The sequence below is a fragment of the Vreelandella sp. H-I2 genome (genome assembly GCF_052959335.1).
Genome location: NZ_JBRAMC010000001.1, coordinates 185,034 through 199,088, shown reverse-complemented (window position 1 = coordinate 199,088; position 14,055 = coordinate 185,034). Strand labels below are relative to the sequence as shown.

The window sequence follows — 14,055 nt, the reverse complement described above, 5'->3', positions numbered from 1 at the left end:
TGCGATGAATTTTTGCAGCCAGTGTGGTGATAAAGTACGTTTTGCCATTCCTGAAGGCGACGACCGCCCACGTTACTTGTGCGATGTCTGCGGCACGATCCACTACCAGAATCCCCGCATTGTGGCGGGTACTTTGCCGGTTAGTGGCAGCAAAGTACTGCTCTGTAAGCGCGCGATTGCCCCGCGTAAAGGCTATTGGACGCTACCGGCTGGCTACATGGAAAATGCCGAATCGACGCAGCAAGCCGCGGTTCGAGAGACCCGCGAAGAGGCTTGTGCCGAGGTCGAATTAGCTAACCTGTATACGCTCATTGATCTACCACATATTAATCAGGTGTATATGATTTTTCGCGCTGAGCTAGTCGGTGGTTTCAGTGCGGGACCAGAGAGCACGGAAGTCGCGTTATTTGAAGAACACGAGATCCCCTGGGATGAGCTTGCCTTTATGACGATTGAGCGCACGCTTAGGCACTTTTACGCGGATCGACCCCTCAATGCGTTTCCGCTGCATATCAGCATGGTGACCCCTGAAGACCGCGAGCGCTATTTTGGTAGTGCATGAGTCTTCAGTAGTACTACGTGTATGTGCTTAAAGGTCGGCCAACTGCCAAACATCATACGCGACTTCTTCGTAGGGGTGAGCAAGTTTCAAGGCGGCAATGGCGCCGTGGATATGCGCTTCATCGCACAGCAACTCGACTTTGAACTCTTCCACCTTCTCCAAGCTGCCAATCGAGCCGATATGCGGGTTGGCTTCTTCCGTGGGGCGAAATTGGCCCGTGCCTAGGGTTTGAAAGCAGGCATGGTCATAGTTGCCAATACGGCCTGCACCGGCTTCGAACACTGCTTGCTTGACGCTTTCCGCATCTTCTATAGGAACAAAAAAAGCGAGCTTATACATGCTATATCTCCCTGCGATCGGTCCATGAAAAACATTAAGCTCTGGGTATGTTAGCGGATAGACGACTACAGGTCGCGGACTAAGCTTTGTATGATGATGCTTTTATGACTGTTTTGAGAGCCGCCCAATGGATAAATTTGAAGTAAAGCTGGATCAGGCGGCCAGAGCCGCTTGGATGTCCTACGTGGGCGGAATGACACAGGATGAGATTGCCAATCAATTGGGGGTTTCAAGGCCAGGGGTACAGCGCTTACTGGCGTTGGCGCGGCAAGAGGGCTTGGTAAAAGTACATATCGATCACCCTATCTCTAATTGTATGGCACTAGGGAAGACGCTACGTGATCACTTTGAGCTGACTTACTGCGACGTTGTCCCTGCCGATAACCACGCCGCCGAAAGCGCTGCCAGCTATCTAGCGATAGCCGCGGCTGAGCGCATTGCTCAATTGGTAGAGCGTAGCGAGCCATTGACGCTGTCACTTGGTACCGGGCGCTCGGTACGTGCGGCGGTAGAAGCACTCAGCCGCGTTGAACGCCCCCAGCATCGCTTTGTATCCTTGGTAGGTAATGTTGCCCGGGACGGCTCGGCCAACCGCTACGATGCCGTCATGGTGATGGCGGATAAAACCGGAGGAGAGCGTTTTTTACTACCCGCGCCGGTGGTGGCCGAATCGCTCGCCGAAAAACAGGCAATGCTGGTGCAGCGTTTATTCAAGGCGATTGCCGATGTAGCAAGGGAGTCCGAAGCTGCTTTTATCGGTATCGGTCGCATCGACCGTCAGGCCACTCTGTTTCAAGATCATTTTATTAGTGAAAGCGAACTGGATGAACTGCTGGGCTTGGCGGCGGTAGGCGAGCTGCTTGGCTGGCCGTTGGACAGAAATGGTGAAGTGATCGATTGCTCTATTACGCGGCGGGTGACAAGTCTTCCTCTGGAGCGTTTTGGTAAGCACCACATGGTAGCAATAGCGGGGGGGCACGAAAAAGCCCCGGCGATTCATGCCGCATTGCGTGGTGGTTGGCTAAAAGGGTTGGTCACCGACGAAGTGGCTGCTCGGCAGATTGTTGAGGCGCTCTAGGGCTTTCAAATCTATCCCAGACCTTAAAGGAACCAGTCCTTAAAACCCGTCCTTAAAACCAGGTGAGTGCGCTGCAATATGCATCAAAAGTGATAAGTTAGCGTAAAGTCTAAGCCAATCGGCTTTGCTTTTTTTTGGCTTACGTAAGATCATTTGTTCGTTCGGTGATCAATATGATCAAGGCAACAACAATGCCAATACATGCCCATAGGAGTGCTATATGCGACTCGCACGTCACTTGCCCGTCACCGCGCTAGCGGCCGCCATCGCCATGTCCGGCCAAGCTCAAGCGCAAACCGAAATTACCGTGGCCACCGTCAACAATAACGATATGGTTATCATGCAGAGCCTCACTGAGGCTTTCGAAGAAGCGCATCCCGACATTACCCTGGATTGGGTAGTACTTGAGGAAAATGTGCTACGTCAGCGAATGACCACCGACATTGCTACCGGCGGCGGCCAATTTGACGTCATGACCATTGGTACTTATGAAGTGCCTATTTGGGCGGAACGCGGCTGGCTGTCACCGCTGGATAACCTGCCTGACGACTACAACGAAGACGATCTGCTGGCCTCAGTCCGCGATGGTTTGAGTCTGGACGGCACGCTTCATGCGCTGCCGTTTTATGCGGAAAGCTCGATGATGTACTACCGCCAAGACCTGTTTGATAAAGCGGGTATTGAAATGAGTGATCAGCCTACTTGGGAAGAAGTTCGCGAGTGGGCAGGTGAATTGCACGGCAGTGAAGAGGACTTGGCCGGTATTTGTTTACGCGGTAAACCCGGCTGGGGCGAAAACATGGCCTTTGTTTCTACCTTGGTAAACACCTACGGTGGTCGCTGGTTCGATGAGGAGTGGAATCCAGAACTCAACTCTGAGGAGTGGATGAACGCTATCCAGTTTTATGTCGATTTGCTCAACGATTACGGCCCACCAGGCGCAAGCTCCAACGGCTTCAACGAGAACCTAGCGCTGTTCTCCCGTGGCAACTGTGCCATGTGGGTCGACGCCACTTCCGCGGCAGGCAAATTGTATGACGCCAATGAGTCCGATGTGGCGGACAGCCTAGGCTTTGCTCCGGCGCCAGTGGCCGAAACACCGAAAGGCTCTCATTGGTTATGGTCGTGGGCGCTAGCTATTCCGGCGTCTTCAGAGAACCAGGAAGCGGCGCGTGAGTTTATTACCTGGGCCACCTCGCAAGAGTACATCGAGCTGGTTGGCGAAACCGAAGGCTGGACCAGCGTGCCGCCGGGTACTCGTGAGTCAACCTACGCCAACGAGCAGTACACTGAAGCAGCTCCCTTTGCTGACTTCGTGTTAAAGGCTATTCAGGACGCCGACCCAACCGATTCAACGCTGGAACCCAATCCTTATGTCGGGGTTCAGTTCGTGGGCATTCCTGAGTTTCAGTCAATCGGTACCCAAGTCGGCCAAACGATTGCCGCGGCGCTAACTGGTGATACCACGGTAGAGCAGGCGCTCGAGAGTGCCCAGCGTGCCACTGAACGCACTATGCAGCGTGCCGGTTACCTCGACTGATGACAGTCTCGCCTGCCTTGGACACCAAGGCAGGCGTTGCTCCCCTCCAGTGTTTTTGTAGGTGCTCCCATGAATAGAACCCGTGCCTCCGGCCGCACCGTCGGAGGGTTGAGAACGCTGTTACTGCAAGCGCCAGCCGTAACGCTGCTGTTGCTATGGATGATTGTGCCGTTAGGCATGACGCTATGGTTCTCCTTCCAATATTACAACCTGCTAATGCCCGGCATGACCGGCTTTGCCGGGTTGGAAAACTATGAATACCTTCTCACCGACCCAGCCCTTTGGGCCGCCATGGGCAATACGTTGTTACTGGTGGGTTGGGTGCTGGCGATTACCGTGATTGGCGGTACTTTGCTCGCGGTGCTATTTCAGCAGGAGTTCTCAGGGCGCGGAATTGCTCGCGTGCTGGCGATCTCGCCGTTTTTCGTCATGCCTACCGTCAGTGCGCTGGTGTGGAAGAACATGATGATGCATCCGTCTAACGGGGTGCTGTCGTGGTTGGCCGAGTCTATTGGCCTGCCCGCTGTCGATTGGTTTTCGTCGCTGCCGTTAACATCGATCGTCATCATCGTGGCGTGGCAGTGGCTTCCCTTTGCGCTGCTTATTTTGCTCACCGCGATGCAGTCGCTGGATGAGGATCAAGTAGAAGCTGCACGCATGGACGGTGCGGGGCCAATTGCAATTTTCTTCTTTATCACCCTACCGCACCTTAAGCGTGCGATCAGCGTGGTGGTCATGATCGAAATGATCTTCCTACTGACCATCTTTGCCGAGATTTTTGTGACCACCTCTGGTGGGCCTGGCTTGGCGACCACCAACTTGGCCTACTTAATTTACATTCGTGCGCTGCTGGATTTTGACGTCGGTACTGCGTCTGCCGGTGGGGTGATTGCGATCATTCTTGCCAATATCGTGGCGATCTTCCTGGTCCGTATGGTGGCCAAAAACCTGGAAGACTAGACCGGCACCTGTGTCGTGGGAGTACTTCGATGACAACATTAGTTTCCAAAACGGCGTCGCCCCGTTCGGTATCGGGGTGGCGGTCAGCACAAACCAAGCGCGCCTTTCTGACGGTCTTGGGATGGTCGGTTGCGCTGGTGATCTTCTTTCCAATTTTCTGGATGATCCTGACCGGTTTTAAAACCGAATCAGCGGCGATTGCCGATCCCACGTTGATTTTTTCGCCCACCTTGGAGAGTTACCAGGCGGTGCAAGAGCGATCAGGCTACGCACGATTTGCCCTTAACAGCGTCGCGGTAGCGTTTGGTTCTACGTTCTTAGCGCTGCTAATTGCGATTCCATCCGCCTACGCCATGGCCTTTTTGCCCACTAAGCGCACCAAAGGCACCTTGCTGTGGATGCTCTCCACCAAAATGCTGCCTTCAGTAGGTGTGTTGGTGCCGATCTACCTAATCTTCCGCGACGTTGGGCTGTTAGACACCCGCACGGGGCTAATTATCGTCTACACGCTGATGAACCTGCCGATCGTGGTATGGATGCTTTACACCTTCTTTAAGGATATGCCCAAAGATATTCTTGAAGCGGGTCGTATGGATGGCGCCTCGACGTTCCAGGAAGTGTTCTATTTACTGCTGCCGTTAACGCTGCCAGGCATCGCTTCAACAGGCCTGCTGTCGGTCATTTTAAGTTGGAACGAGGCATTTTGGAGTCTCAACTTGACCACCTCAAAAGCCGCACCGTTAACGGCCTATATCGCCTCATTCTCAAGCCCTGAGGGGCTGTTCTGGGCCAAACTGTCTGCCGCTTCCACCATGGCCATTGCGCCGATTTTGATACTCGGTTGGATGACGCAAAAACAGATGGTACGTGGCCTGACCTTTGGTGCCGTCAAGTAAAGGATCTTCCTCATGGCAACACTACAATTACACAATATTACTAAGCGTTTTGGCGACACCGAGGTGATCAAGGGCATCGACCTTGAGGTCAATGACCGCGAGTTCGTGGTCTTCGTTGGCCCCTCGGGCTGCGGTAAATCAACGTTGATGCGCATGATTGCTGGGCTGGAAAGCGCCACCGACGGCGATATTTTGATCGATGGACAACGTATCAATGATGTCGGCCCAGCAGATCGCGGCCTCGCCATGGTATTTCAAAGTTATGCGCTTTATCCGCACATGACGGTAGAAGACAATATGGGCTTCAGTATGCGCCTGGCCGGTGTATCCAAAGAGAAACGGCGTGCCAAAGTGCTGGAAGCGGCCAAGATTCTCCAACTTGAGCCACTCTTGGATCGTAAGCCCAAAGCGCTTTCTGGTGGCCAGCGCCAGCGGGTGGCGATTGGCCGGGCGATTGTGCGTAACCCGAGCATCTTCCTGTTCGATGAGCCACTTTCCAATCTGGATGCCGCGTTGCGGGTGCAGATGCGTATTGAATTAGCGCGACTGCATGACGAGCTGGACGCCACCATGATCTACGTGACCCACGACCAGATCGAAGCGATGACCATGGCGGATAAAATCGTCGTGCTTCATGACGGTGTGGTCGAACAGGTGGGCTCACCAATGGCCCTTTACCATCACCCGCGCAATCGCTTTGTGGCAGGTTTTATTGGCTCGCCGAAAATGAACTTTCTACCGGTAACACTGACCGGCGTGGCACCCGATGGGGTGGGTATTCGCTTGCCGGGCGGCGGTGAGCGAAGCGTGCCGGTCGATGGCCAGCACCTGGATAGTAACGCCACGCTTGAACTGGGTATTCGCCCTGAACATCTGGTACTCGAAGAACAGGGGCCGCTGAGCGGGCAGATCGAAGTGCTTGAGCGCCTCGGTGGCCAAACCTCGCTCTACGTAAGGATGAACGACACGCTAGTCACGATCATGGCCGATGGCGATGTGGCGCATCGAGTGCACGACACGGTGCGTTTTGGCTTTAACCCTAAATGCGCTCACTTGTTTGATGCTGACGGGCTAGCCCTGCCGAGTTTGCAGCAACATCCGCTGGCGGGGCTAACCCGCCATGATAACCGCGCCTCTGATTCGCCTTCAGAGGAGACTGCATGAGGACGCTGATCTTTGATTGTGATGGCGTGCTGGTCGACAGCGAAGCCCTTGCTGAAGGCACGCTGGTGGAATACCTCTCCCGCTGGCTGCCTGATTTGAATATTTCACAGGTGCTTAGCCAGGCACTAGGGATGACCACGGCAGATATCTTGCGTCATCTTGAAGCATTAAGCGCTCACTCACTGCCTTTAGATGCCACCGAGCAGGTAGATACCGCCATTGAAGCGCGCTTGGCACGGGAGCTTAAAGCAATTGAGGGTGCCGATAAGGCGATTCGTGGTATTGCCTTGGATAAGGCGGTTGTCTCTAACAGTCGGCGTAGCCGCGTATTAGCGTCGCTGGAGAGTACGCGATTGGCGGAGGCCTTTGGCGAGGTGCCTATTTTTACCGCTGACCAAGTGGCTAAACCCAAGCCTGACCCCGCGCTCTATCGGTTGGCGGCGTCCCAGTTAGGGCAAGTGCCTAGGGACTGCCTAGTGGTGGAAGACAGCGTTGCTGGCGTGACTGCCGCTCATGCTGCCGGTATGTGCGTAATAGGTTTTGTCGGTGCGAGCCACGTGGATGCTGGGCAATCGGCACGACTTATTCAAGCTGGCGCTTGGCGGGTATTAGAGCACATGCACGGTTTGGCAGCCTTGGTGGAAGAATGGCAAACCAGTGGCCCTGCTTTCCAAACATTAACGGCGTCACGCACTAATCAAGGATCGCTATGAAACTGATCGATAAAACCGCTGTGATTACCGGTGGCGCTCGCGGTATCGGCTTGGCCATTGCTCAGCGCTACCTTTCAGAAGGTGCCAGTGTCGTGGTGGCGGATATTGATCGTGCCGCCATCGACGAGGCCGTAGCGACACTGCAAAAGCTGGGGCTCGCCGAGAAGGTGATGGGTGTGGCACTCAATGTCTGCGATCAGAGCTCGATTGACGCCATGGTAGAGGAGGTGACACAGCGCTTTGGCGGTATCGATATTTTGGTCAATAACGCCGCGGTCTTCGATATGGCGCCGGTGCTCGAGGTGACCGAAGCGAGCTTTGATAAACAATTCGCGGTCAATACTAAAGGCATGTTTTTTACCCTGCAGGCGGTTGCGCGTTCGATGGTGGCACGCGGTCAGGGGGGCAAAATTATTAACATGGCTTCCCAGGCGGGGCGCCGCGGTGAGGCGTTAGTCAGCGTGTACTGCGCCAGCAAAGCCGCCGTCATCAGCCTGACTCAGTCCAGCGGATTGGATCTCATTAAGCACGGTATCAACGTTAACGGTATCGCCCCTGGCGTGGTGGATACGCCGATGTGGGAGGAAGTCGACGCGCTGTTTGCCCGTTATGAGAACCGCCCGCTAGGCGAAAAGAAGCGCTTGGTAGGCGAAGCGGTGCCGTTCGGGCGTATGGGCCTGCCGGAAGACCATACCGGTGCCGCAGTGTTTTTGGCTAGCCAGGATAGCGACTATATGGTCGCCCAGACCCTCAATGTCGATGGTGGCAACTGGATGAGTTGAGGTCGCCATGACGCCTGATATTTATACGCCTGATCTTGATACGTTAGCTGAGCAGATTATTCGCGCCGCCGAAGGTGCCTCCCGCTATCTAGTGGCCTTGGCAGGTCCGCCTGGCGCTGGCAAATCGTATCGTAGTGCCCAGCTCTGCACTGCCATTAATCAGCGCCTGCCGGGTCAAGCCGGGCTGGTGCCGATGGATGGCTACCACTTCGATAATGCCGTGCTGGGCGAACAGCAACTGCCGCTCAAAGGCGCACCGCACACCTTTGATGTTGAGGGGCTGCGTTGTGACCTTGAACGCATTCGCCAAGCTCGCCACTCGGTAGCGGTGCCGGTATTTGATCGCCCGCTGGATCTAGCGCGTGCTGGAGGGCGGTTGATTGCCCTGGAGCAACGCATCGTGATTGTCGAAGGCAATTACCTGCTGCTTGATCGCTCCCCCTGGCGCGAACTGCGACCGCTGTTTGATTGGACACTATTTCTAGAGATCGACGACGCAGTGCTGGTCGAGCGGCTGATCGATCGCTGGCTTGAGATGGGTCAGGATCGCGCCGGGGCGCTGGCGCGCACCCATCACAAAGATATGCTCAACGCTCAATTAGTAAAAAATTGCTGTTTACCGTCCGACCAGCGCTGGCGCTAGCGCCTTTCATGCCGCTTTAGCCACTTTCATTTACCCCCATCGCGCCAAGTAGGCCTTGGCTGGAGAGCACCCATGACCCGACTTAACAATCACAACCTGGGCAATCTGACCGCCGATGTTGCCACACCCAGCTATGACCGTAGCGCGCTTACGCCCGGTATTGTGCATATCGGGGTAGGTGGCTTTCACCGCGCCCATCAGGCGATGTATCTAGATGCATTAATGAATCTGGGCGAGGCGCTGGATTGGGGCATTGTTGGCGTGGGTGTAATGCCTGGTGACAAACGCATGCAGCAGGCACTCGAAGCGCAGGATTATCTCTACACCCTGGTGGTCAAGCACCCCGATGGCCAATACGAGCCGCGGGTCATTGGCAGCATGGTGGATTACCTGTTTGCGCCAGAAAATACCGAGGCAGTGATCGAGCAAATGGCCGATCCGGCGATTCGCATTGTGTCGCTGACGGTCACCGAAGGCGGCTACAATTTTCACCCGGTGAGCGGCGAATTCGATCTGGATAATCCCCAGGTGCGTGCCGATCTTGCCAACCCCACTCAGCCCTCTACCAGCTTTGGGCTCGTGGTAGAAGCGCTTGCCCGCCGCCGCGCGCAGGGCATCGCCCCGTTCACCGTGATGTCCTGCGATAATATTCAAGGCAACGGCGATGTCGCCAAGCGTATGTTCGGCGCCTATGCCCAGGCGCGAGATGTCGAGTTAGGCGCTTGGCTGAAGACCGAGGTGGCGTTTCCCAACGCTATGGTGGATCGCATTACACCGGTGACGTCGCCCAATGATATTAACGAGCTTGCTCAGCGCTTTGGTGTCGAGGACGCCTGGCCGGTGGTCTGCGAACCGTTCACTCAGTGGGTGTTGGAAGACCATTTTCCTCTTGGCCGCCCGGCGTTTGAAAAAGTGGGTGTTCAAGTGGTGGAGGATGTCGAACCTTACGAACTGATGAAACTGCGCCTGCTCAATGCCAGCCACCAAGCGCTGACCTATTTTGGTTATTTAGCCGGATATCGCTACGCTCATGAAGTGTGCCAAGATCCGCTGTTCGTCGATTTTTTGCTGGGTTATATGCGCGAAGAGGGCACGCCCACCTTGGCGCCGGTGCCAGGGGTTGATTTGGAAACCTACCGCTTAACCCTGATTGAGCGCTTCGCTAATCCGCAAATCAGAGATACCCTGGCCAGGCTATGCGCTGAAAGCTCTGACCGTATTCCTAAATGGCTAGTGCCGGTGATTCGTCAGCAGTTAGCCCAGGGCGGCGAGATAGTTCGCAGCGCTGCCGTGGTGGCCAGTTGGGCGCGCTACGCTGAAGGCGTGGACGAGCAAGGTGAGCCTATTGAGATCGTCGATCGATTAAAGGCGCCGCTCATGACTATTGCGGCCGAAAACCGTACCCGGCCCACCGCATTTATCGAAAATCGCGAGTTGTTTGGTGATTTAGTCGGCAGCACTCGCTTTGTTGAGGCTTACTTAACGGCGCTCAATTCACTGCACGACCATGGCGCTCGCACTACGCTAGAGGGCCTGGTGTCGTCCAAAGGATCGTTGTGATGTATATCGGGGTAGATTGCGGTACCCAGAGTACCAAGGTAGTAGTGGTCGACGTTGAGAAAGGAATGATCCTGGCAGAGGCCAGCCGACCTCATCGTTTGGATGAAGGTGAACACGGCCGGCGTGAGCAGGCGCCCTCCGAGTGGCTGGCGGCCTTGAAAGGCGCTTTTTTTGCCGCGTTGGATAACGCTGGCGTGTCAGCCAGTCAGGTACGCGGTATTGGAGTGTCGGGCCAGCAGCACGGCATGGTGGCCCTCGATGCGGATGGAGTGCCGGTCTACCCCGCCAAGCTGTGGTGCGACACTGAAACCAGTGTACAGAACGCTGATTTGGTCGCTCGCTTGGGCGGCGAGGCGGGCTGCCTGGATAAGCTGGGGCTGGTACTTCAAACTGGCTATACCGCCTCCAAGGTTGCTTGGCTGCGCGAGCAGCATCCGACTGCATATCAGCGTATCGAAACCTTGCTGCTGCCCCATGACTACCTCAATTTCTGGCTAACTGGCGAGCGTGTCACCGATGCGGGCGACGCCTCGGGTACCGGCTACTTCGATACGCGAAAGCGCTGCTGGCAGCTTGAAGTGTTTGACCAGATAGCACCTGAATTGGACCCTGAAAAAGTGTTGCCACGCGTGCTCGACGCCCACGAACCGGTAGGTTTTGTACGCTCGGTGGTGGCTCGCGAGTTGGGGCTTGGCGATCAGGTGGTAGTTTCCTCTGGGGGCGGCGATAATATGCTGGGTGCTATTGGCACCGGCAACATTACCCCGGGGCTGATTACGCTAAGCTTGGGCACGTCCGGCACCGTCTGCGCTTACTCGTCGACGCCAGTGGAATGCGACAACGCCATGGTAGCCAATTTCTGTTCAAGTACCGGTGGCTGGCTGCCGCTGATCTGTACCATGAACGTCACGTCAGCCACTACGCGGGTAAGAGAGCTGTTTGGCTTGGACCTGGCAGCCTTTGGCGAGAAAGTGGCCAGCGCGCCGGTAGGGGCTGAAGGCATCACCGTATTGCCTTTCTTTAATGGCGAACGGGTGCCCATGCTGCCGGATGCTTCGGCGGACTTCCTGGGCTTGACCAGCCTGAACACCACCCAGGCAAACATGTGTCGGGCCGTGGTGGAAGGAGCCACGTTCGGGCTACGCTATGGGTTGGAATTACTCGGTGATATCACGGCTGGCGCCAGCCAGATTCGGCTGATCGGTGGCGGCGCTAATAGCCCCGTCTGGCGGCAGATGGTGGCCGATATTACCAATACTCAGGTGATTTGCCCTGAGATTACCGATGCCGCAGCACTAGGCGCAGCAATACAGGCGGCATGGTGCGACCAGCGCGCCCACGGCGTAACGCTTGAAGCGTTGTGTGAACGGTTGGTTCATCTGGACGCACAGTCGCTAGCCGACCCACATCCGGATCGCGTCGCAGCCTACCAGCCGGTATATGCACGCTATTATGCCGCCCTTGAACAACGTCATGGCGGCGTTTAAATAAAGCATTGAATAGAAGCGCCAGGATTGGACAAATTTTAAGGAGAGAATATGACCAGCCAACTGCAACAGTTGAAGCAACACTCGCTCGTCGTCGCTGACACCGGTGATCTTGACGCTATTCGCCGTTACCAGCCGCACGATGCCACGACCAATCCGTCACTGCTGCTCAAGGCGTTTAGTTTGTCCGGTTATCAAGCGCTGATTGATGAAGAGCTGAAGAGTGTCAAAGCGTCCGGCGGCAGCCGTGAAGAACAGATAACCCATGCCGTTGACCGCCTTGCGGTAGCGATGGGCAGCGAAATTTCCGCCGTTGTGCCAGGGCGAGTCTCTACCGAAGTCGCTGCCCGGCTGTCGTTCGATACCCAGGCAAGCATTGCCAAAGCCCATGAATTAATCGAGCTTTACGACGCGCGTGGTGTAGCGCGAGACCGCGTGTTGATCAAGCTGGCCTCGACCTGGGAAGGTATCCGCGCCGCCGAAGTGCTCGAACGCGAAGGCATCCAGTGCAACCTGACACTGCTGTTCAGCGATGCCCAGGCCCAGGCATGCTTTGATGCCGGGGTGTTCTTGATCTCGCCGTTTGTTGGCCGCGTCACCGATTGGTACAAAAAAGAGACGGGCAGTGACTACACGCCTGAAAATGACCCGGGCGTTCAATTTGTGCGAGGCGTTTGCGAGCGGGCCAACCAGGGTGGTTTTGATACTGTGGTGATGGGAGCGAGCTTCCGTACCACCGGACAGGTGCTGGCCTTGGCAGGTTGCCCGCGGTTGACCATTTCACCCGCTTTGCTGGAAGAGCTGGAGGCCACTGAAGGCAGCGTTGCCGCGCAGATCAGTGCTGGAAAAGGCAGTGGCAAGAAGCCGGAGCCAATGAGCGAGCCAGCGTTTCGTTGGGGCCATAACCAGGACGCCATGGCTAACGACAAGCTGGCCGAAGGCATCCGCCGCTTCCACGATGATCAGTTGGAGTTGGAAAGCCTGATCGATAAACGGCTGGGCTAAGCTAATAATCTAAGAGCGCATTTGACCTCTTGGAGACGTATTTGGCCTCTTGGAGAGTAGTATGGACGCTAAGCTGCGTCAGTGGTTGGAATCTATCGAGCTTGCCCCCACCGGCGATTTGCAGCCGCTTAGTGGGGGCGACATCGCAGCTGTGTATCGTCTTGAGACGCACCAGGGGGCGGTAGTTATTAAGCACGACGATGCGGCACGGCTGCGTGGCGAGGCCGAAGGGCTGCGTGCGCTGCTCAGAGCCAACGCAAAGCTGATAGTACCAGAGGTGCTAGGTCTGTCTGAGGGCTGGCTGGTCATTGAGTCGTTGGACACCGTGCCCGCCGGGCCACAGAGTGAGGCCGCGCTAGGCGAAGGGTTGCGCGGCTTGCACGATGTCAGTGGTGTTGCCCACGGCTGGCATCAAGATAATGCCTGTGGGCTTACGCCTCAGCCAAATGCGCCACTCAGTGACGGGCGGGCTTTTCAGCGCGAACGCCGTTTATTGCCCCTATGTGAGGCATGCCACCAGCACGGGCTCTTGGATAACCCGTTGCGTGAGCGTATCGAGCGGCTGGCTCAGGATTTAGAGCATTGGTTATCCGACACACCGCCCAGCTTATTGCACGGTGATCTATGGTCGGGGAATGTGCTCTTCACCAATAAGGGACCAGCTGTTATCGATCCAGCCGTGTATCGCCATTATCCCGAAGTGGATGTGGCGATGTTGACCCTGTTTGGCTCACCGGGCGAGGCATTTTTTGACGCTTACTGGAACGGTGACGCCCCGGCCGACTGGCCGAGGCGTGAAGCGCTGTTTCAACTCTACCCGCTGCTGAATCACCTGCTGCTGTTCGGTGCGGGTTACCGTTCGGCGGTTGAACGCAGTGTGGCGAGGCTCGAATCTTTCACTTGAGCCTTATCAAGGCCTATGTATCACCAGGACTTATAAGGCAAAAATTTGCCGTTCAGGGTCAACAGTACTCGGTCGCCTTTGAGGTCTTCGATTTTGTCGACCTCCATGGTGAAGTCGATCGCGCTCATAATGCCATCGCCAAATTTCTCTTGTACCACGTTCCTCCTGGGTTTCGCCGTAAACGCCGACCACTTCGTACAGGCGGTAAAGTATCGGGTGTGTGTGGGGCGCAGCGGAGTTGCTAGGCATTAAGCCAACAACGTTAGCTTCACGTCTCAATAAATGGGGCATCGACGCGTGTGATTTTCGTAAAAAAAGCCGTGTTTGTCGTCACCGCATCATGCTTTGGACTAAGGTAATCTGGTAGCAGCTTGACAATAAGCTGTACACACATTTTTAGATTGTTCAAGGCTAGCATACAT

The 14,055-nt window shown here is 55.8% G+C and carries 14 protein-coding genes and 1 pseudogene; 13 read left to right on the top strand and 2 right to left on the bottom strand.

Annotation, left to right across the window (positions count from 1 at the left end):
* Positions 1–4: 4 nt before the first annotated feature.
* Positions 5–562, top strand: a complete 558-nt coding sequence (locus ACUVOF_RS01010) for an NUDIX hydrolase (RefSeq protein WP_113270331.1) — start codon at positions 5–7, stop codon at positions 560–562.
* 27 nt (positions 563–589) lie between these two features.
* On the opposite strand, the gene ACUVOF_RS01005 is transcribed toward ACUVOF_RS01010, so the two are convergent.
* The gene (locus ACUVOF_RS01005) at positions 590–901 is read right to left on the bottom strand and encodes an NGG1p interacting factor NIF3 (protein ID WP_447042588.1); all 312 of its coding nucleotides are present in this window, start codon (positions 899–901) and stop codon (positions 590–592) included.
* 127 nt (positions 902–1,028) lie between these two features.
* Between ACUVOF_RS01005 and ACUVOF_RS01000 the strand changes: the two genes are divergently transcribed.
* The 12 genes from ACUVOF_RS01000 (at position 1,029) to ACUVOF_RS00945 (ending at position 13,633) form a co-directional block, all read left to right on the top strand.
* Positions 1,029–1,979, top strand: a complete 951-nt coding sequence (locus tag ACUVOF_RS01000) for a sugar-binding transcriptional regulator (protein ID WP_447042587.1) — start codon at positions 1,029–1,031, stop codon at positions 1,977–1,979.
* 220 nt (positions 1,980–2,199) lie between these two features.
* Positions 2,200–3,519: an ABC transporter substrate-binding protein gene (locus ACUVOF_RS00995; protein ID WP_447042586.1), complete on the top strand. Its 1,320-nt coding sequence runs from the start codon at positions 2,200–2,202 to the stop codon at positions 3,517–3,519.
* A gap of 69 nt (positions 3,520–3,588) precedes the next feature.
* Entirely contained in the window at positions 3,589–4,479 is an 891-nt protein-coding gene (locus ACUVOF_RS00990) for a carbohydrate ABC transporter permease (protein WP_447042585.1), read from the top strand.
* 29 nt (positions 4,480–4,508) lie between these two features.
* Entirely contained in the window at positions 4,509–5,375 is an 867-nt protein-coding gene (locus ACUVOF_RS00985; protein ID WP_447042584.1) for a carbohydrate ABC transporter permease, read from the top strand.
* A gap of 12 nt (positions 5,376–5,387) precedes the next feature.
* Positions 5,388–6,539, top strand: a complete 1,152-nt coding sequence (locus ACUVOF_RS00980; RefSeq protein WP_447042583.1) for an ABC transporter ATP-binding protein — start codon at positions 5,388–5,390, stop codon at positions 6,537–6,539.
* Entirely contained in the window at positions 6,536–7,252 is a 717-nt protein-coding gene (locus tag ACUVOF_RS00975) for an HAD family hydrolase (protein WP_447042582.1), read from the top strand. The genes ACUVOF_RS00980 and ACUVOF_RS00975 overlap by 4 nt, the downstream gene beginning before the upstream one ends.
* Positions 7,249–8,034 carry an L-iditol 2-dehydrogenase gene (locus ACUVOF_RS00970; RefSeq protein ID WP_447042581.1) on the top strand — a complete coding sequence of 262 codons (786 nt, stop codon included), beginning with the start codon at positions 7,249–7,251 and terminating at the stop codon, positions 8,032–8,034. Before ACUVOF_RS00975 ends, ACUVOF_RS00970 begins: the two co-directional genes overlap by 4 nt.
* A gap of 7 nt (positions 8,035–8,041) precedes the next feature.
* Positions 8,042–8,677 (top strand): nucleoside/nucleotide kinase family protein, encoded by a 636-nt coding sequence (locus ACUVOF_RS00965; RefSeq protein ID WP_447042580.1) that lies wholly within the window; start codon positions 8,042–8,044, stop codon positions 8,675–8,677.
* A gap of 72 nt (positions 8,678–8,749) precedes the next feature.
* Positions 8,750–10,237, top strand: a complete 1,488-nt coding sequence (locus tag ACUVOF_RS00960) for a mannitol dehydrogenase family protein (protein ID WP_447042579.1) — start codon at positions 8,750–8,752, stop codon at positions 10,235–10,237.
* Positions 10,237–11,724: a xylulokinase gene (gene xylB, locus ACUVOF_RS00955; protein ID WP_447042578.1), complete on the top strand. Its 1,488-nt coding sequence runs from the start codon at positions 10,237–10,239 to the stop codon at positions 11,722–11,724. The genes ACUVOF_RS00960 and xylB overlap by 1 nt, the downstream gene beginning before the upstream one ends.
* Before the next feature lie 51 nt (positions 11,725–11,775).
* Positions 11,776–12,729, top strand: a complete 954-nt coding sequence (gene tal, locus ACUVOF_RS00950; protein WP_447042577.1) for a transaldolase — start codon at positions 11,776–11,778, stop codon at positions 12,727–12,729.
* 61 nt (positions 12,730–12,790) lie between these two features.
* On the top strand, positions 12,791–13,633 hold the full coding sequence (locus tag ACUVOF_RS00945; RefSeq protein ID WP_447042576.1) for a fructosamine kinase family protein: 843 nt from the start codon (positions 12,791–12,793) through the stop codon (positions 13,631–13,633).
* Between the two features lie 20 nt (positions 13,634–13,653).
* On the opposite strand, the pseudogene ACUVOF_RS00940 reads toward ACUVOF_RS00945, so the two are convergent.
* Positions 13,654–13,849: pseudogene (locus ACUVOF_RS00940) on the bottom strand (cyanase); the annotation flags it as partial.
* Positions 13,850–14,055: the final 206 nt, after the last annotated feature.